General features: G+C 65.7%; 15 protein-coding genes. 4 read left to right on the plus strand and 11 right to left on the minus strand.

Annotated features, from left to right (window positions below):
- Positions 1–6: 6 nt before the first annotated feature.
- The 11 genes from ACX36O_RS12045 to sucC all read right to left on the minus strand — a co-directional run bounded on the left by ACX36O_RS12045 (position 7) and on the right by sucC (position 13,115).
- A complete protein-coding gene (locus tag ACX36O_RS12045) occupies positions 7–600 on the minus strand; it encodes a CDP-alcohol phosphatidyltransferase family protein (RefSeq protein ID WP_213361873.1) in 594 nt (197 codons plus the stop codon).
- A gap of 186 nt (positions 601–786) precedes the next feature.
- Positions 787–1,545, minus strand: a complete 759-nt coding sequence (locus ACX36O_RS12050) for a sulfite exporter TauE/SafE family protein (protein WP_213361877.1) — start codon at positions 1,543–1,545, stop codon at positions 787–789.
- A gap of 64 nt (positions 1,546–1,609) precedes the next feature.
- A complete protein-coding gene (gene secF / locus ACX36O_RS12055; RefSeq protein WP_213361879.1) occupies positions 1,610–2,563 on the minus strand; it encodes a protein translocase subunit SecF in 954 nt (317 codons plus the stop codon).
- Between the two features lie 6 nt (positions 2,564–2,569).
- Positions 2,570–4,471, minus strand: coding sequence for a protein translocase subunit SecD (secD, locus tag ACX36O_RS12060; protein ID WP_371686300.1), 1,902 nt, complete (start codon positions 4,469–4,471; stop codon positions 2,570–2,572).
- Positions 4,472–4,564: 93 nt separating this feature from the next.
- On the minus strand, positions 4,565–4,891 hold the full coding sequence (gene yajC / locus ACX36O_RS12065; RefSeq protein WP_213361883.1) for a preprotein translocase subunit YajC: 327 nt from the start codon (positions 4,889–4,891) through the stop codon (positions 4,565–4,567).
- Between the two features lie 118 nt (positions 4,892–5,009).
- Positions 5,010–6,770, minus strand: a complete 1,761-nt coding sequence (locus ACX36O_RS12070) for a PglL family O-oligosaccharyltransferase (RefSeq protein ID WP_371686299.1) — start codon at positions 6,768–6,770, stop codon at positions 5,010–5,012.
- 68 nt (positions 6,771–6,838) lie between these two features.
- Entirely contained in the window at positions 6,839–7,420 is a 582-nt protein-coding gene (locus tag ACX36O_RS12075) for a pilin (RefSeq protein ID WP_213361887.1), read from the minus strand.
- A gap of 60 nt (positions 7,421–7,480) precedes the next feature.
- Positions 7,481–8,338 carry an MBL fold metallo-hydrolase gene (locus tag ACX36O_RS12080; RefSeq protein WP_465247270.1) on the minus strand — a complete coding sequence of 286 codons (858 nt, stop codon included), beginning with the start codon at positions 8,336–8,338 and terminating at the stop codon, positions 7,481–7,483.
- 121 nt (positions 8,339–8,459) lie between these two features.
- Complete coding sequence (locus ACX36O_RS12085) at positions 8,460–10,781, minus strand: CHASE2 domain-containing protein (protein ID WP_213361891.1); 2,322 nt, start codon at positions 10,779–10,781, stop codon at positions 8,460–8,462.
- A gap of 241 nt (positions 10,782–11,022) precedes the next feature.
- Positions 11,023–11,916 carry a succinate--CoA ligase subunit alpha gene (gene sucD / locus ACX36O_RS12090; protein ID WP_213361896.1) on the minus strand — a complete coding sequence of 298 codons (894 nt, stop codon included), beginning with the start codon at positions 11,914–11,916 and terminating at the stop codon, positions 11,023–11,025.
- Between the two features lie 32 nt (positions 11,917–11,948).
- Positions 11,949–13,115, minus strand: a complete 1,167-nt coding sequence (gene sucC / locus ACX36O_RS12095) for an ADP-forming succinate--CoA ligase subunit beta (RefSeq protein ID WP_213361897.1) — start codon at positions 13,113–13,115, stop codon at positions 11,949–11,951.
- Positions 13,116–13,267: 152 nt separating this feature from the next.
- Here sucC and argC point away from each other — a divergent pair, with 152 nt between their 5' ends.
- The 4 genes from argC (at position 13,268) to ACX36O_RS12115 (ending at position 18,781) form a co-directional block, all read left to right on the plus strand.
- Positions 13,268–14,179 carry an N-acetyl-gamma-glutamyl-phosphate reductase gene (gene argC, locus ACX36O_RS12100; protein ID WP_488360239.1) on the plus strand — a complete coding sequence of 304 codons (912 nt, stop codon included), beginning with the start codon at positions 13,268–13,270 and terminating at the stop codon, positions 14,177–14,179.
- A 78-nt stretch (positions 14,180–14,257) separates the two neighbouring features.
- Positions 14,258–15,847 carry a chloride channel protein gene (locus tag ACX36O_RS12105; protein ID WP_488359837.1) on the plus strand — a complete coding sequence of 530 codons (1,590 nt, stop codon included), beginning with the start codon at positions 14,258–14,260 and terminating at the stop codon, positions 15,845–15,847.
- Positions 15,844–17,307 (plus strand): Trk system potassium transporter TrkA, encoded by a 1,464-nt coding sequence (gene trkA, locus ACX36O_RS12110; protein ID WP_213361900.1) that lies wholly within the window; start codon positions 15,844–15,846, stop codon positions 17,305–17,307. Before ACX36O_RS12105 ends, trkA begins: the two co-directional genes overlap by 4 nt.
- A 7-nt stretch (positions 17,308–17,314) precedes the next feature.
- Positions 17,315–18,781 (plus strand): TrkH family potassium uptake protein, encoded by a 1,467-nt coding sequence (locus tag ACX36O_RS12115; RefSeq protein ID WP_213361901.1) that lies wholly within the window; start codon positions 17,315–17,317, stop codon positions 18,779–18,781.
- Positions 18,782–18,783: the final 2 nt, after the last annotated feature.

Genomic DNA, 18,783 nt, shown 5'->3' on the forward strand with positions numbered 1-18,783 from the left:
GCTGTCTCAGGCCAGTCCGCGTTGCAGGCGTCGCCAGCAGGTGAAGGCCAGCAGCGCCGCCAGCACCCACATGAAGGGCAGACTCCAGGCACCCAGGCTGCCTGTCACGGCATACCACAGCCCCAGCGCGCCAAACACGAACGCGCGATCGCTCTTGCCCACCGGTCCGTCATAGCGCCTGCCGTTGCCGTGCACCTGACCCAGGATGCCCACGGTTTCCGTCAGCGCGGCCAGAAAGATCACCACCCCCACCGCCAGTGCGCCCTGCGGCACCAGCAGGGCAAACGGCAGATACAGCATGGCGTCGGCCACGATGTCGGTCACCTCGTTCAGATAGCCGCCCAGCCGCGATTGCTGGCCGAACTCACGCGCCAGCATGCCGTCAATGGCATTGAGCGCCATGCGCAGGAAGAACCACAAGGGAAGCAGATAAAACAGCGCCGCCCGTTCCGTAAACAGGTACAGGGCCAGCCCCAGCAGCATGGACAGCGCGCAGGCCAGCAACGTGACCTGATTGGCCGTGATGCCGGCCGCATGCAGGCCGCGCACCATGGGGCGCAGCAGGTTCTGGAACTTGGGCTTGAGGGCGTAGATGCTCATGATCACGGGATCACGCAACCACCCGGGTAGATGGATGGGCGTGGAGAATGCAATGCGCAAGCAGCGATCCGCTTCCCCTTTCAAACCCTTCCACGGGGAATGAAAAGCAGGAAAGATTGCGAGAATCTGCCGCTTGTCAGAATTTGATTTACAAAACCCGGGATATTACACGATGCCGACCTGCTTTCAGACCAGAAAGGCGTCGTACCCCGTCTTGAGAACCAGCGCCAGCACCACCACGATGAAGGCCTTGCGCACAAAGCCCGCGCCATGGCGCAGCGCCAGCCACGAACCTAGAAAACTCCCTGCCACATTGGCGACCGCCATCGCCAGCCCCAGCTGCCACCAGACATGGCCCTTGCTGGCAAACAGCGCAATGGCAGCGATGTTCGTGCTCACGTTGATCAGCTTGGCCCCGGCCGAGGCATGCAGGAAGTCGTAGCCCAGCACGCGCACCAGCAGGAACACCAGGAAGCTGCCCGTGCCCGGCCCGAAGAAGCCATCGTAGATCCCTAGCCCCAGTCCGATCAGGCTGGCAGCCAGGATTTCATGCCTGCCGCCCCAACGCGGCTGATGCCGGGTGCCCAGGTCCTTGCGCGCCAGCGTGTAGAACAGGATGGCCACCAGCACCAGCGGCAGCGCCTTGCGCAGCAGCTCGGGCGACACCATGGTCACCGCCCAGGCCCCCACCCACGAGCCGGCAAAGCCCGCAGCAGCAGCCGGCAGCATCGCCTGCCAGGGCATGGTCACGCGCCGGGCAAAACGCCAGGTGGCAAAGCTGGTGCCCCATACCGAGGCCGACTTGTTGGTGCCCAGCAGCGTGGCCGGCACGGCGTTGGGAAAGGTGGCAAACAGGGCCGGCAGCAGGATCAGCCCGCCGCCGCCCACGATGGCATCCACGCAGCCGGCAAACAGCGAGGCGGTTATGACGATGAACCAATCCATCAGCGGCCTTCACTCAGCAGAAACAGAAACAGCCCCGCGAACGGGGCTGTGAGGCAGGCCATGGTCAGACCACGGCGCCGGCGTTTTCGTCGGTCGGGTCGTTTTCCTTGCGCGTCGGGCCCTTGATCAGGTCCTCGCGCTTGATGCCGAGCCACATCGCAATGGCTGCTGCCACGAACACCGAGGAGTAAATGCCGAACAAAATGCCGATGGTCAGCGCCACGGCAAAGTAGTGCAGCGTCTCGCCCCCGAAGATCAGCATGGACAGCACCATCAGCTGCGTCGAGCCGTGCGTGATGATGGTCCGGCTGATGGTGCTGGTGATGGCGTGGTTGATCACCTCCTGCGTGTTCAGCTTGCGGTAGCGGCGGAAGGTTTCACGGATCCGGTCGAAAATGATCACCGACTCGTTCACCGAATAGCCCAGCACCGCCAGCACCGCCGCCAGCACCGCCAGCGAGAATTCCCACTGGAAGAAGGCGAAGAAGCCGAGAATGATGATCACGTCGTGCAGGTTGGCGATGATGGCCGAGACCGCGTACTTCCACTCGAAGCGGATCGCCAGGTAGAGGATGATGCCGCCGATCACGAAGGCCAGCGCCTTCAGGCCGTTGGTCACCAGCTCCTGCCCCACCTGCGGGCCGACGAATTCCACGCGGCGCAGCGCCACGTCCGGGCTGGCCGCCTTGAGTTCGGCCATCACCTTCTCGCTCTGTTCGGCCGAGGTCACGCCCTGCTTGAGCGGCAGGCGGATCATCACGTCGCGCGAGGAGCCGAAGTTCTGCACCAGCACGTCCTGGTAGCCGAGCTTGGACACCGAGGCACGCACTTTCTCGATCTGCGCCGGCTGGCTGTAGGCCACTTCCATCACGGTACCGCCGGTGAACTCTACCGACAGGTGCAGGCCGCGCGTAACCAGGAAGAACACCGCCAGCGCAAACGTCACCACGGAGATGATGTTGAACACCAGCGCATGGCGCATGAAGGGGATGTCTTTTTTGATGCGGAAGAATTCCATGGCCGCTTACTCCTTGCCCACGCGCTTGTCCATCACCGAAGCCAGCGAGGCCGTCGGGCCGGTGGCACCGGCTTTCCACACCGTGCCGATCGACACGCTCTTGAGCTTGCGCTGGCGGCCATACCAGAGGTTGACCAGCCCGCGCGAGAAGAACACCGAGGAGAACATCGAGGTGACGATGCCCAGGCAGTGCACCACGGCAAAACCGCGCACCGGGCCGGTACCCCAGGCCAGCAGCGCCAGGCCGGCGATCAGCGAGGTGACGTTGGAGTCCAGAATCGTGGCCCAGGCGTGGTCGTAGCCGGCATGAATGGCCGCCTGCGGCGACACCCCGTTGCGCAGCTCCTCGCGCACGCGCTCGTTGATCAGCACGTTCGAGTCGATCGCCATGCCCAGTGCCAGCGCCATGGCCGCCATGCCCGGAAGCGTCAGCGTGGCCTGCAGCATGGACAGCACCGCCACCAGCAGCAGCAAGTTAAGGCCCAGCGCCAGCGCGGAGAACACGCCGAACAGGTGGTAGTACAGAATCATGAACAGCACCACGCCCAGGAAGCCCCAGGTCACGCTCTTGAAGCCCTTGGCGATGTTCTCGGCACCCAGGCTAGGGCCGATGGTGCGCTCTTCCACGATTTCCATCGGCGCCGCCAGCGAGCCGGCGCGCAGCAGCAGCGCGGTATCGGCCGCTTCCTGCGTGGTCATGCGGCCGCTGATCTGCACGCGGCCGCCGCCGATCTCGCTGCGGATCACCGGCGCCGTCACGACCTCGCCCTTGCCCTTTTCGAACAGCAGGATGGCCATGCGCTTGCCGACGTTGTCGCGCGTGATGTTCTTGAAGATGGTCGAGCCCTTGCCGTCCAGCGTCAGGTTGACCGTGGGCTCCTGCGTCTGGCTGTCGAAGCCGGGCTGGGCATCGGTCAGGTTCTCGCCGGTCAGGATGACCTGCTTCTTGACGATCTCGGTGCGGCCTTCGCGATCCGGGAATTTCTCGGCGCCGAAGGGGACAGGGCCGTTGCCCGCAGCGGCAGCGGCCGCCTCGGTGCTGTCATCGACCATGCGCACTTCCAGCGTGGCCGTGCGGCCCAGGATTTCCTTGGCCTTGGCCGTGTCCTGCACGCCGGGCAGCTGCACCACCACGCGGTCCAGGCCCTGCTGCTGGATCACCGGCTCGGCCACGCCCAGCTCGTTGATGCGGTTGTGCAGCGTCAGGATGTTCTGCTTGAGTGCCTGCTCCTGGAACTTGACCAGGGACGGCGGCTTGTAGCTGGTGACCAGTTTCGTGTCGGTCTGCACCACATCCATCTCGGGCATGGTGTCCTGGATGGCGTAGCGCGCCTTCTCGGCAGTGGCCGCATCGGCAAAGGTTGTTTCGACCGTGTCACCCACGCGGGCGATGTCCTCGTAGCGCAGCGTCTTCTCGCGCATCAGCGTGCGCACGTCGCCGGCGATGGCATCCAGACGCTTGGTCACGGCCGTCTTCATGTCGACCTGCAGCATGAAGTGCACGCCGCCGCGCAGGTCCAGACCCAGGTACATGGGGGCGGCATGCAGCGCTGTCAGCCACTCGGGCGAGCGCGACACCAGGTTCAGCGCCACGGTGTAGGAGGGGTTGGCCGGATCGGGATTGAGCGCTTTCTCGACCACGTCACGCGCCTTGATCTGCGTGTCGGTGCTGTTGAAGCGCACCTTGAGCGAATTCTGCTCGAGCGCGTTCAGGTCGGGCGTGAGCTGGGCGGCGGCCAGGGCAGCGGTTACCTGCTGCTGCACATTGGCATCGACCTTGGCGACCGACTTGGCGGGCGACACCTGCACGGCCGGCGCCTCGCCGAAAAAGTTGGGCAGGGTGTAGATCAACCCCACCAGCAGGGCCACCAGCATGATGGCGTATTTCCAGACCGGGTAACGGTTCATGGCTTGCGTCTTTCAACAAACGGCAGGCCGGACACCGCGGTCCGCACCTGCCGGGAGCGCCCGGCCACACGACCCGGCGCCATTCGCGGGAAATTACTTGATGGTGCCCTTGGGCAGGACCTGCACCACGGCAGACTTCTGCAGCTGCACTTCGACGCCGTTGGCCACCTGCACGTCGACATTGCCTTCGCGCACGCGCGTGACCTTGCCGAGAATGCCGCCGGCCGTCACGACTTCGTCGCCGGCTGCCAGGGCTTCGACCATGGCGCGATGTTCCTTCTGCTTCTTCATCTGCGGACGGATCATCACGAAGTACAGCACGGCGAACATCGCGATCATCGGCAGGAAGGACATGATGGACGACATCGGATCGCCGGAGGCGCCGCCGGCGGCCTGGGCGTAGGCATTGGAAATGAACACGGATTGGACTCCTGTTAGGGGGTGAATTGGCACGGTGGCGGCACAGGCTGCGCCCCGACCGCGTCCTGGGTCAACGAACTATTGTAATTGGTGCGCCGCACACGCGCATGGAAAGCCGCTAGCGCTGCTCATGCTCCCACTGCCGGTATTCGAGCGGATAGACCTCGCGGAAGTGGGCCTGCGCCTCGTCGGCCTCGGCATCGCGCCCGAGCAGGCGCAGCGCCTCGATGATGCGCTGGACCACGCGCGCCTCCGGGCTGAAGTGCATCAGCCGCCGCGCTTCCGCCAGCTGGACCTCGGCATTCTGTTCGGTGAGCGGGATGGTGCTGATGCCGGCAAAGCGCACCGCGTTCTGGTACAGCGGCGTGCGGCTGGCCTGCGCGTGCGTGTTGCTGGCAAACGGCCAGACGCGCTCCTCGGGCGCAGTGTAGAGCTGGGTCACGCGCACGAAGTCGAAGCTGGCATAGAACAGGCCCAGCAGCATCAGCACGGCCACCAGATGTTGCCCCCTGAGCCAGTAGCGCGTCTGCTCCTCCGCCTGTCTTGCGGAGCCAGTGCCGGCGCCGGCCCACAACACCCCCAGCGCCAGCCCGCAGGCCAGCTGGAACGGCGCATACCAGAGCGGGTATTCGAGCAGGCTGTGCACGGCGATGGCCGCCAGCACGCCCCACGCCAGCTGGCGTGCAGGCGAGTTTTCGGCCCAGGGACGTGCACGCAGGGCCCAGAACAGCACCACCGCGCAGAACAGCACGGCCACCGGCACCCCCAGTTCCACCGCCAGGTGCAGCGGCAGGTTGTGGGCGTTGTCCAGCATGTCGCAAAAGCGCATGCCGGGATAGCTGGCCTGGTAATGGGCGTAATCCAGCTCGCCCCAGCCCCAGCCGGTGAGCGGCTTCTGCGCGATCAGCTGCAGCACGTTGCCCCAGAGCACGGTGCGGCTGATGCAGGCGCGACTGTCCTTGCCCTCCAGCCGCAGCAGGATGTCGGTCATGCCGGCCAGATGCGGCATTACGTAGCCCGCCGCCAGATAGCACAGCACCAGCGCCACCAGCCACAGCAGCACGGCAGTGCGCGAAGGCTGCCCGGCATGGCGCGCGGCGGGCGGACGGCGCAAGTCCCACCAGGCCAGCAGCACCAGCAGCACGGCCAGTTGCACCAGCCCGGTGCGCGACAGTGTCAGCGCCATGCAGATCGCCAGCGGCAGCATCAGCAGCCAGGCCAGCAGCGTGCCCGCATGGCGCCCCAGCCAGCGCCCGGCCAGCTGCTGCAGCGCGCCGCACTGCCACAGGTACCAGAGCGACCAGAGCGCGATATTCATCAGGGTGGCGTACTGGTTGCGCTGGCGCAGGTTGCCATAGACCTGCCCCACGGTCGCGTGGTTGACCAGCTCTCCCAGCCAGGCGGTGTGCTGGAAATACTGCAGCAGGCCGATGCCGGCATTGAGCAGTCCGGCCAGCAGCCAGGCCCAGGCGATCAGGCGCACGCCACCGGCCAGCGGCAGGGCACGGCCTTCTGAAGCTGCGGCGTGGTCATCCTGTGCCATGCGCGCGCCCACCGCAGCGGCGGCGCCGATCATGAGCACGCCAAGGGCCAGCAACTGCCAGGCCCGGTCGAACAGCAGGCCTCCCAGGGCGGCCACCAGCACGAAGGCGCTGGCATACACCGCCATGGCATTGCCACGCCATGCGGGGAAGGCGAGGAACAGCAGGCTGATGCACATCCATCCGGTCAGCAGCGGGATGGCGGGCGTCATGGCACCGCCGGCGACCGGATTGAGCCAGGGAATGCTGGCACAGATCAAGAAAAACGCCGCATGAAAGGCGGCGTTGCTGGTCTCCGGGACCGGCCGGGAAAGGGAGCGTTCAGAAACGGTAGACATGCGGGCCACGGACTAGTTCGGAGCAGTCCGCATTATGCCGCGCGCGCTCCGGTTTGCCCATGGCCTGTTCAGCGGCACTGCGCCGGCAGCAGTTCCGCGCGCACGGCGTTGTCCGGCGGGGACACCTGGTCGGCCGCCGCCATGCCGCTGGCCACGGTGTTGGTCTGGCCCACGCAGGCCCAGTCGATGGCGCCGCTGCTGCCATCGGCCAGCGCGGTGGCCAGGGGCGTTGCCGCACCGGCCTCGGCTCCTGCACGCACCAGCGGCACCAGCTGCACGCGGTTGTTGCTGCCAACCCCTGCGGCCTCGCGGTAGACCACGGTGATGATGCCGCTGCTGGCACCGTCGAGCTGCGCGCAGTCGGCATTGCCGATGCAGACACGCTCCACATACTTGGCATTGGCACCGGTTTCGCCAGCCTGCTGGTTCCAGCTGTTGCTCACGCGCGTCAGGTCGTCCTGCGAACTGGCGCCCTCGGACGCAATGCGCTGCTTGGCCGCCTCGGCCAGAGCCAGCCCTTCGGTGATGCGGGTGCGGCTCACATGGTCCTGGTAGGACGACAGCGCCAGCGTGGCGGCAATGCCCACGATGGCAACCACCACCATCAGTTCGATCAAGGTAAATCCGCGTTGGCGATTCTTTGCGTGCATGCACAGGCTCCTGCCGGAAGCCCGCCGGCCGCCGTCTGCTGCCACGCTTCTTCCGGAAAACTAGATATTTAGTACTATATCATTATCTATGCCGGATGCAGGCACTCCGTTGAAACGGAAAGTCTGTCCTTGCTGCAGCAGGTGCAGACGGCACTGCTTGCGCCCTGCAACTTCGCGCAGCGGCTCCAGCTCGCGCAGGATGGCGTTCTGGTCGCCGGGCTTGATATGGCTCAGGAACAGTTCCAGCGCCCCTGCATCGAGCGCCTCCAGATCCTCGGCCAGCGCTGCCGCCGTCAGGTGCCCGCTCAGATCGGCAAAGGACTGGTCGGCATTGGAAAACGTGGTTTCCGTCACCAGCCAGCGCACCGGCGTGCCTGCCGCACGCAAGGCGTTGAGGCGCTGCCACAGTGCGGGGTTGCGTCCGGTATCCCCGGTAAAGGCCCAGTGCGCTCCGCCATGCGAGACCGCATAGCCCACGGCAGGCACCGAATGCAAGGCCGGCAGCACCTCGATCACCCGCCCCTGGCTCCACTCCAGCCGCTCGCCCGTGCGTACCGGCACCAGGGTGATGGCGGGTTGCGCGGGCGTCGGCAGCACGGTGAAGTCGGGCCAGATCTGCTGGTTGAACAGGTGTTCGTGCATGGCCTTCAATACTTCGGGCAGCGCGTACACGCGGATCGGCCCGCGTCCCTGCTGCATGCGCTGACGCACCGCCGTATCGGCGAGCAGCGGCAGCGCGGCGATATGGTCCAGGTGCGCATGGGTGATGAAGACATGGTCGATGCGCTGCTGCACCGACAGGGGCAAATCGAACAGGCCGGTGCCGGCATCGATCAGCGTGTCGTCATCAATCAGGAAGCAGGTCGTCCGCGCCCGGACATCCATGCCGCCAGCGCATCCCAGCACCGTAATCTGCATTTCATGGCCCCATGCATTGCATAATCCACCGCCCTGCTGCCGACGGTAGCGCAGCAGGAGTCAGACGGTCATTTCTGCATTGTCCGTGAGGCCACGCCCGTGCGGCTGTTCCGCCGTCCTGTCATCCTGCCCGATCCGTGAGATATCGCACATCTGCCGGCCTCTTGAGGTCCTGCTGCAGGGTCACGCCATCCCAGTCCGGTGCCGGCGGCTGCTTCAGGAAGGCGTCGATGCGTTCGCGGTACACACCGTACAGCACACGCCCCGGCGCCAGGCCCTGCAGCTTTGCGAGCAGGGTGCTGCAGCGCGGCCAGTCCTGCATGCGGTAGGCCTCGCGGAACTGGTGCCACAGACCCAGTTCGCGTTGCTGATCGGCATCGAGCTGCGCATCTTCGGTAAAAGGCGCATAGATGTTCGCCGCCTGCGCCTTGCCGCTGACCCGGATGCAATCCAGCCACTGCCAGTGGCATTGCGCCACCTGCTGCACCGTCTGCTCACCCACCACCATCGGCACGCCATAGATCCCCGCCAGCGGCTCCAGCCGTGCGGCAAGGTTGACCGCATCGCCGATCACCGTATAGCTGCGCCGCATTTCCGAACCCATGTCGCCCACACTCATCATGCCTGTGTTGATGCCGATGCTGGCCCCAAGGGGGGCCAGGCCGGCCGCTTCGCGTTCGGAGTTGAAGCGCTGCAGCATCACGCCCAGTTCGATGCCCGTCTTGACCGCATGCCATGCGTGGTCGGGATCCGCCACGGGTGCGCCCCAGAACACCATCACGCAATCGCCCATGTACTTGTCGATGGTGCCCTGATTCGGCCCGATCACGTCTGCCATGCGGTTGAAGATGTCGTTCAGCAGCGCCTGCAGTGCCTGCGGGTCCATGGATTCGGACAGCGGCGTGAACTGTTCCAGGTCACAGAACATCACCGTCAGCTCGCGCGAGATGGCCTGCGTGGTGTACTGCTCGGGCTGGCTGGCCATGCGCGCGACCAGCTCCGAAGGCACGTAGTGCCCGAACAGTTCCACCAGCTGGCGCTTGGTGCGCCGCTCCACAAAGTACCCCACGCTGGTATGCAGCACGTAGGTGAGCAGGATGGTCAGCAGAATCGAGGCCAGCGGCAGCATCAAGCCCTGTCGCTGGAAGAGTTGCAGGTGGAAAGCCACGAACACGGCCGCCACACCCAGGCTCCAGAGCAGCGCCCCCACCATGCCGACACGCGCCATGACCAGCAACAGCAGGCCGACGGCGACGACCATGGCCACCGTCGCATAGCCGCGACTGTAGTCGGGCGTCTGCAGAAAGTCGCCATCGAGCATGGCAGACAGCACGCTGGCATGCACCTCCACCCCCGGATACGAGGTGGAGACCGGCGTGGCGCGCAGGTCGCGCAGGCCGGGTGCCGTGGTTCCCACAAGAACCAGCTTGTGGCGCAACTCGCCTTCCGCCAGCCTGCCTTCGAGCACGTCACCGGCCGACACATAACGGTAGCGTGCACCGGGCACCCCGCTGCCCTTGCGGAACGGCACCAGGAAACGCCCCCCCACTGCCGTCGGCAGCGTCAGGCTGCGTCCATCCTGCTGCAGCTGCAGGCCGATCATGCGCGCTCGCGACCCCTTCCCCTCCTGCTGCAGGGGCACGATGCGGGCACTGTCCACCTGCATGGCCATCATCAGCATCTCCAGCGCCAGCGCGGGATAGTAGGCCGTCACCCTGTTTTCCACACGGCGGGCCAGCAGCGGAATGCTGCGAAGCACACCGTCACTGTCGATCTCTGCGTTGATGAAGCCGCCGTGACCGACGGCACGCACCAGTTCCGGCAGGTTGCCCGCATAGCCCTGCATCAGCGGCACCCGTGTGAATTCGACCGGCTCGCCCGGCAACTGCTCGACGACCAGGGGCCGCGGCAGGCTCCCGGTTTCCATTACCGGCGGACGGTCCGAATAGTAGTATCCCAGCGCCACGGGCTGGCCGGCCAGCGCTTTCACCAGAAGGCCGTCCCGGTCCAGCCGCGCTTCCAGCTCCTTCACATGCTCCTCGAGCACGGGGCCTGACAGGCGCTGCTCCCGCAGCCAGGTGCCGAGGCGTGCAATGGTATCGTCACGCTCGGGCTCGGCAAACAGCACGTCGTAGCCCACCACCGCCACCTGCTGGCGGTGCAGCAATTCTTCGCTCAGTGTGGCCAGCACGCTGCGCGACCAGGGCCAGCGCCCATACTGCAGCAGGCTGCGTTCGTCGATGTCGACGATGACGATGCGTTCATCCAGCGTGGCCGGTGCCCGGCCATGCATGAGCAGCACGTCATTCACCTGCTGCTCCAGCCGCGTCACCATCCCGTACTGCACGATGCCGATGGCGTGCGGCAGCATCACCAGCAAGGGCAGAAGGCCCAGCAGCACGCGCCGCCAGGCACCCGCCCGCCAGAACTCGAGGCTGCGCATGGCCCAGCGCCTGCCCTGCGACTGTCCGGTTCCGGAAGATGCCTGATGTACCACCCGACGCTGCCCCTGTTGCTGACTCTTTCCCCTTCGAATGTACCGGAATGCAGCGGCCATTCCCGTGCGCACCGTTGCGGCGCGCACAAAAAAACCGCTGCGCCGTGAGGAGCAGCGGTTGGGTGCGCCAGCAGGCATCCGGCCCGCGCGCCCGTACAGGCGCCGCAGACCGGCCGGCTGCGTCAGATCAGAGCAGGCCCTTGAGCAGCTTGCCCATCTCGGACGGGTTGCGCGTGATGGTGAAACCGCACTCTTCCATGATGGCGAGCTTGGCTTCGGCCGTGTCGGCACCGCCGGAGATCAGCGCACCGGCATGGCCCATGCGCTTGCCGGGAGGCGCAGTCACGCCCGCGATGAAGCCGACCACCGGCTTCTTCATGTTTTCCTTGCACCAGTAGGCGGCTTCGGCCTCGTCCGGGCCACCGATTTCGCCGATCATGATCACGGCATCGGTGTCGGGGTCTTCGTTGAACATGCGCATCACGTCGATGTGCTTGAGGCCGTTGATCGGGTCGCCACCGATACCGACGGCGCTGGACTGGCCGATGCCCAGTTCGGACAGCTGTGCCACGGCTTCATAGGTCAGCGTGCCGGAACGGCTCACCACGCCCACGCGGCCTTTCTTGTGGATGTGGCCGGGCATGATGCCGATCTTGATTTCATCGGGCGTGATGGTGCCGGGGCAGTTGGGGCCCAGCAGCAGCGTGCGCTTGCCGCCGGCGGCTTCCTTGGCCTTCATCTTGTTGCGCACTTCCAGCATGTCGCGGATCGGGATGCCTTCGGTGATGCAGATGGCCAGGTCCAGGTCGGCTTCAACGGCTTCCCAGATGGCGGCGGCAGCGCCTGCCGGCGGCACGTAGATCACGGAAACGGTAGCGCCGGTCTGCTTGGCAGCTTCGCTCACGTTGGCGTAGATCGGGATGCCTTCGAAGTCTTCGCCGGCCTTCTTGGGGTTGACGCCAGCCACGAAGCAGTTCTTGCCGTTTGCGTAGTCGCGGCACATGCGGGTGTGGAACTGGCCGGTCTTGCCAGTGATGCCCTGGGTAATGACCTTGGTGTCTTTGTTGATCAGGATGCTCATGAATGGGGCTCCGGAATGGGTTTCGGGAAGGCTCAGGCCTTGTTGACTTCGGCCACGACCTTCTCGGCGGCTTCGGCCATGGTGTTGGCGGTGATGATCGGCAGACCGGATTCGGCCAGGATCTTCTTGCCGGCGTCTTCGTTGGTGCCCTTCATGCGGACCACCAGCGGCACGGACAGGCCGACCGCCTTGGAAGCAGCCACCACGCCTTCGGCAATGGTGTCGCACTTCATGATGCCGCCGAAGATGTTGACCAGGATGGCCTTCACGTTCTTGTTCTTCAGCATGATCTTGAAGGCTTCGGTCACCTTCTCGGTGGTGGCACCGCCGCCCACGTCGAGGAAGTTGGCCGGCTCGCCGCCGTACAGCTTGATGGTGTCCATGGTGGACATGGCCAGGCCGGCGCCGTTCACCAGGCAGCCGATGTTGCCGTCCAGGCTGATGTAGGCCAGGTCGAACTTGGAAGCCTCGACTTCAGCCGGGTCCTCTTCGTCCAGATCGCGGTAGGCGACGATCTCGGGATGACGGAACAGGGCGTTGCTGTCGAAGTTGAACTTGGCGTCCAGGGCGATGATGTTGCCCTTGCTGTCACGGTTCAGCGGGTTGATCTCGACCAGGGACGCGTCGGTGTCCATGTAGCACTTGTACAGCTTCTGGCAGACGTCGATGAACTGCGCCTTGGAGTCTTCGGGCATGCCCACGCCCTTGGCCAGCTCCTCGCCCTGCTCGGCGGTCAGGCCGGTAGCGGGATCGACGAACACCTTGATGATCTTCTCGGGGGTGGAGTGGGCCACTTCCTCGATGTCCATGCCGCCTTCGCTGGAAGCGATGAAGGCCACCTTCTGGGTGCCGCGGTCGGTCACGCAGGACAGGTAGTATTCCTTCTGGATGTCGGCGCCTTCTTCAATGTACAGGCGACGGACCTTCTGGCCTTCGGGGCCGGTCTGGTGCGTCTTGAGCTGCATGCCCAGGATGTCGCCGGCCAGGGCCTTGACGTCGTCGATGGACTTGGCAACCTTCACGCCGCCGCCCTTGCCACGGCCGCCCGCATGGATCTGAGCCTTCACCACCCACACCGGGCCACCCAGCTTCTGGGCCGCTTCAACGGCTTCCTGAACGGTAAATGCGGGAATGCCGCGCGGTACGGGCACTCCGAACTGACGCAAGATCTCCTTGCCTTGGTACTCATGAATCTTCATGCGGTATCTCTCTTGTGAGTGGAAAATGAGCCCGTGAACCGGCCTGTAGGCGACTGTACGGGACGGAAAAAATCCGGCGACAAATGTATCATGTACTACTTACAGCCAGCTTATTCAGCCTAGCAGCTTTCTAGAGGAAAACCCTAATGACCGTGCACAAAATTTTCATCGATGGCGAGGCCGGAACCACCGGTCTGCAGATTCGCGAACGCCTGGCGAACATGCCCGGCATCGAGGTCGTCAGTATCGATCCGGCGCTGCGCAAGGACCCGACCGCCAAGCAGAAGCTGATGGGCGAAGTGGATGTGGTGATCCTGTGCCTGCACGACGATGCGGCACGGGAGTCGGTGGCGCTGATCGACGCCCTGCCCGGCCGCAAGCCGCGCATCATCGATGCGTCCACCGCGCATCGCGTGGATCCGAACTGGGTGTACGGTTTTCCGGAGCTGAACGCCGAGCAGGCCGAGGCGATTCGCAAGGCAGAGCGCGTGGCCAACCCGGGCTGCTATGCCACCGGCGCCATCGCCCTGCTGCGCCCGCTGGTGGATGCCGGCGTGCTGCCGACCGACTATCCGGTGGCGCTGCCCTCGGTGAGCGGCTACAGCGGTGGCGGCCGCCAGATGATCGAGGCCTACGAGGCCGGCGGCGCGCCGCCGTACGAGCTGTACGCGCTGGGCCTGTCGCACAAGCACATTCCGGAAATCATGGCCTACAGCGGCCTCACGCGCAAGCCGATCTTCGTGCCCAGCGTGGGCGATTTCGACCAGGGCATGCTGGTGCAACTCCCGCTGCACTTCGATCTGCTCAAGGGTGAGCAGACGGTGGAGCATCTGCACGCCGTGTACCGCCGCCACTATGACGGCAGCCAGTACGTGACGGCGCCGGATCCAACGTCCGACAACAAGCTCGATGCCGTGGCCCTGAAAGACACCAACAACCTGGAAATCCGGGTCTATGGCAACGATGGCGCGCAGCAGGCGGTGGCCGTGGCACGTCTGGACAACCTGGGCAAGGGCGCCAGCGGCGCGGCGGTGCAGAATCTGCAGCTGATGCTGGGGCTGTAAGCCTGCGTCAGCGGCGCCGACGGCGCTATGCTTGAGGCTGGCGTCTCGTTGTGTCACGGGCGCCCGCTTTTTCTTGCCATGTCCGATCCGCAGCACCCCATCGAACCCGATATCTGGCAGAACATGCGCCGCGAGCTGTCGCATGGGCGGCTGTGGGTGGACCGGGCCATCGTGCTCTCGTACGCGGCGCTGGCGGGCCTCAGCGTGGTGGTGTTCACCTGGCTGACGGATATCGGCTTTGCCTGGTTTCTCGGCATGTACCACGGTGCCTGGTGGACAGTGCTGATCTGGACGCCGCTGTGCATCATGGGCATTGTCTGGGTCACGCAGCGCTGGTTTGCCAAGGCGGCAGGCTCGGGCATTCCGCAGGTGATGGTGGCGCTGGAGCCGGCCCTGCCGGCCACGCAGCGCAGCATCTTCGTTTCGCTCAAGCTCTCCATTGCCAAGATCGTGCTGGCCTCGGCCGGGGTGATGGCGGGCCTGTCCGTCGGGCGTGAAGGCCCTTCGGTGCAGGTGGCGGCCGGCGTGATGCTGCATGCGCGGCGCTGGCTGCGCAACGATACCGATCTGGGCGTGCATGCGCTGCTGGTGGCCGGCGGCGCCGGGGGTCTAGCCGCCACCTTCAATGCGCCGCTGGCCGGCGTGGTGTTCGCGCTGGAAGAGTTGGGCCGAAAGATGCCGGCGCGCAGCAGCGGTCTGATCATTGCGGTGATCGTGCTGGCCGGTCTGGTCGGCATCACCTTCTTCGGCAACAACCATTTTCTCGGCACTATCAAGGTGCCGCCGCTGGGTCTGTCCATCCTGCTGCCGGGGCTGATGGTGACGCTGGTGTGCGGGCTGCTGGGCGGGCTGTTTGCGCGCCTGATGACGCTGGCGCTGACGGGCACCGGCTGGTCGCTGAACCGCTGGCGCAAGCGGCATCCGCTGCGTTTTGCCGGGGTGCTGGGGCTGATCATCGCGATCCTGGGTCTGGCCACCAACGGGCAGACCTTCGGCGGCGGTGCCGAGTCGGTGCGCGAACTGCTGGCGCAGCAGCAGGAGCCGTCGCCGCTGTTCGTGCCGTTCAAGTTCCTGTCCACCTGGCTCACGGCCTGGTCCGGGGTGCCGGGCGGCATCTTTGCGCCCAGCCTGGCCGTGGGTGCCGGCGTCGGCTATGACGTGGCCCAATACAGCGGCAACATGCCGCTGATGGCACCGCTGGTGGCCATGGGCATGACGGCCTTCCTCGCCGCGGTGACGCAGGCGCCGCTCACCGCCTTCATCATCGTGATGGAAATGGTGGACGGCGGCGCCATGGTACTGAGCCTGATGGCCTCAGCCATGGTGGCCAGCATCGTGTCGCGCAGCATCAGCCGGCCGCTGTATCCGGCGCTGGCCAGTGCCATGTACGGGGCACTGCAGTCGCCGGCCGCAGCGGCCCCTGTACCGAAGGCCACCGGCACCACGGATCCCGCTCCGGACCGCGCGGCCAGTGTGGCCGCAGCACATCAGGCCGAAGCAGCCACGCCCGAAACCGCCACCAATCCCCCGTTGCGCACTACACTCGAAGCAGCAGGGGACGACCCCCGGCATCCGGCCAGCCCCGAGCCGCCCACGGCGAAGCAGCGGCAGCCGCCTACCGCACCGCCCGTGAAGGGGCCTGATTCACAGCCGGACTTGTTCCCATGAAAATCATCATTCTCGGCGCCGGGCGCGTCGGCGAGAGCGTGGCCGAACACCTGGTCTCGGAACGCAACGACATCACCGTGATCGACAACGATCCGGAACTGCTGGGCAAGCTGCAGGAGCGCTTCGACCTGCGCGGCATTCTGGGCGACGGTTCGCAGCCCTCGGTGCTGGCCGATGCCGGCGCCGACGATGCCGACCTGCTGCTGGCCTGTGCGGCCGACGATGCCGTCAACCTGACGGTGTGCAAGACCGCCTTCATGCGCTTTCATACGCCGCACCGCATCGCGCGGCTGCGCTCGACCGAGTGGTCCAAGCACATGGAACTGCTGGGCGAAGACGGCTTTGCCGTGAGCAACGTGATCTGCCCCGAAGCCTCGGTGACGCGCTATATCCAGAAGCTGGTGGAATATCCCGAGGCGATGCAGGTGCGCGATTTTGCGCATGGCATGGCCTCCATGGTGTCGGTGCGCGCCACCGCAGGGGCGCCCATGGTGGGCCAGCCCATCCGCCGTTTTTCCGAGCTGCTGCCCGACGCCAGCATGCACGTGATGGCGATCTACCGCCGCTTTGCCAACGAGCCCGACCGCTTCGTGCCCTGCAGGCCCGACAGCGTGATCCTGCCGGGGGACGAGGTGTTCTTCTTCGTGGCGCGCGACGACATCCGCGCCGTGCTCAAGTCGGTCCACAGCACCAGCCCGCCGGTGCGCCGCGTGGTGATTGCCGGCGGCGGCAACGTGGGCCTGCACCTGGCGCGCGTGCTGCAGAAGCACGTGCACCTCAAGCTGATCGACAGCAACCGCGCGCGCTGCGAATACCTGGCCACGCAGCTGGACGAATCGGTACTGATCCTGCACGGCGACAGCACCGACGAGGACCTGCTGAGCGACGAGAACATCCACGAGGTGGATTTCTTCGTGGCCTCGACCAACGACGACGAGAACAACATCATGGGCGGCCTGCTGGCCAAGCAGCTGGGCGCCACGCGCGTGCTCTCGCTGGTGAACCGGCGCAGCTACGCCGACCTGGTACACGGCACGCAGATCGACATTGCCCTGGCGCCGGCGCAGGCCATGATGGGCGAACTGCTGACCCATATCCGCCAGGGCGATGTGTATGCCGTGCACAGCGCGCGCCGCGGCAATGCCGAGGCGATCGAGCTGGCGGCCCATGGCGACCGTCGCACCTCGCGCGTGGTGGGCCGCACCGTGGGCCAGATCCCCATGCCGGAGGATGTACGCATCGGCCTGATCGTGCGCGGCCTGCCCGACCTGCACACCGGCCGGCCGGACGACGATGCCTCCGCCGTGAACGACCCGGACAGCGCATACGCGCCCTTCGTGCTGTCCGTGACGGATGACACCGTGATCCAGCCCGGCGACCATGTGCTGCTGTTCGTGCCGCACCGCCGTCTGGTGCCCGCCGTGGAAAAGCTGTTCCGGGTGAAGCCGACCTTCTTCTGAGGCTGCCATGCGCGATGTACTTCCTGTCCTGCGGCTGCTTGGCATGCTGATCATGTTCTTCTCGGGCGCCATGCTGCTGCCCGTGGGTGCCTCTGCCCTGTTCGACGACGGATTGCTGTGGGTGCACATGCAGGCGGTCAGTCTGACCTGGCTGTCGGGGGGCGCTCTCTGGCTGGCGACGCGCTCGGCCAGCGACGAACTGCAGCCGCGCCACGGCGTGCTGCTGGTGGTGCTGACCTGGAGCATGCTGCCGCTGTTCGCCACGCTGCCGCTGCTGCTCGGCATGCAGGCGCTGGGCCAGCCCATGTCGTTCACGCATGCGTTCTACGAAGCCACGTCGGGGCTGACCACCACCGGCGGCACGGTGATGTCGGGGGTGGACAAGCTGCCCGTTTCCATCAACCTGTGGCGTTGCTTCCTGCAGTGGCTGGGCGGCATGGGCATCCTGATTCTGGTGGTGGCGGTGCTGCCCTTCCTGGGCATGGGCGGCAGCCAGCTGTTCCGCGCCGAGTCGCCCGGGCCGATGAAGGAAACCAAGCTCACGCCGCGCATCGCCGAAACGGCCAAGGGCCTGTGGCTGGTGTATGCCACCATCTCGGTGCTGTGCGCCTTCGGCTACTGGCTGGCAGGCATGACACCGGTGGATGCGGTGCTGCACATGTTCACCACCGTGAGTCTGGGCGGGCTGACGCCGCATGATGCGAGCTTTGCCTACTTCGACTCGGCCGCGATCGAGACCGTGGCCATCATCACCATGCTGGTGTGCAGCGCCAACTTTGCGCTGTATTTCTCCTCCATCAGCAAGAAGCGCAGCGACATCATCTGGAAGAACCCCGAGCTGCGCATCACGCTGATCTGCCTGGTCGGCGGCGGCCTGCTGGTGTCCTTCGTGATCTGGCTGGAGGGGCATTACGAGCCGCTCAAGGCGCTGCGCTACGGCATGTTCCACACCGTGTCGATCGCCACCACCACCGGCTATGGCACCACCAACTTCGAGCTGTGGCCGCCGTTTGCGCCGATGTTCATGCTGCTGCTGTCGAGCTTCGCCACCAGCGCCGGATCGACCGGAGGCGGCATCAAGACGCTGCGTGTGCTGGTGCTGTTCCAGCAGGCGCGGCACGAGTTGAAGCGCATGGTGCACCCGCGTCTGGTGCAGCCGCCGCGCATCGGGCAGAACCGCATTCCCGACCATATCGTGCGCGCCGTGGTGGCCTACACCGTGCTGTACGTGGCCACGGTGCTGGTCATGACGCTGCTGATGCTGGCCAGCGAACTGGATCTGGTGTCGGCCTTTGCCGCCACGCTGGCGAGCATCAACTGTACCGGGCTGGGACTGGCCAAGGTGGGGCCGACCTCCAACTACGCGGCGCTGACCGACTTCCAGATCTGGGTCTGCAGCGCCGGCATGATCCTGGGGCGGCTGGAGCTGCTGAGCTTCTTCGCGCTGCTGCTGCCCTCCTACTGGAAGCGCTGAAT

The organism is Brachymonas sp. KE5, from assembly GCF_057773645.1.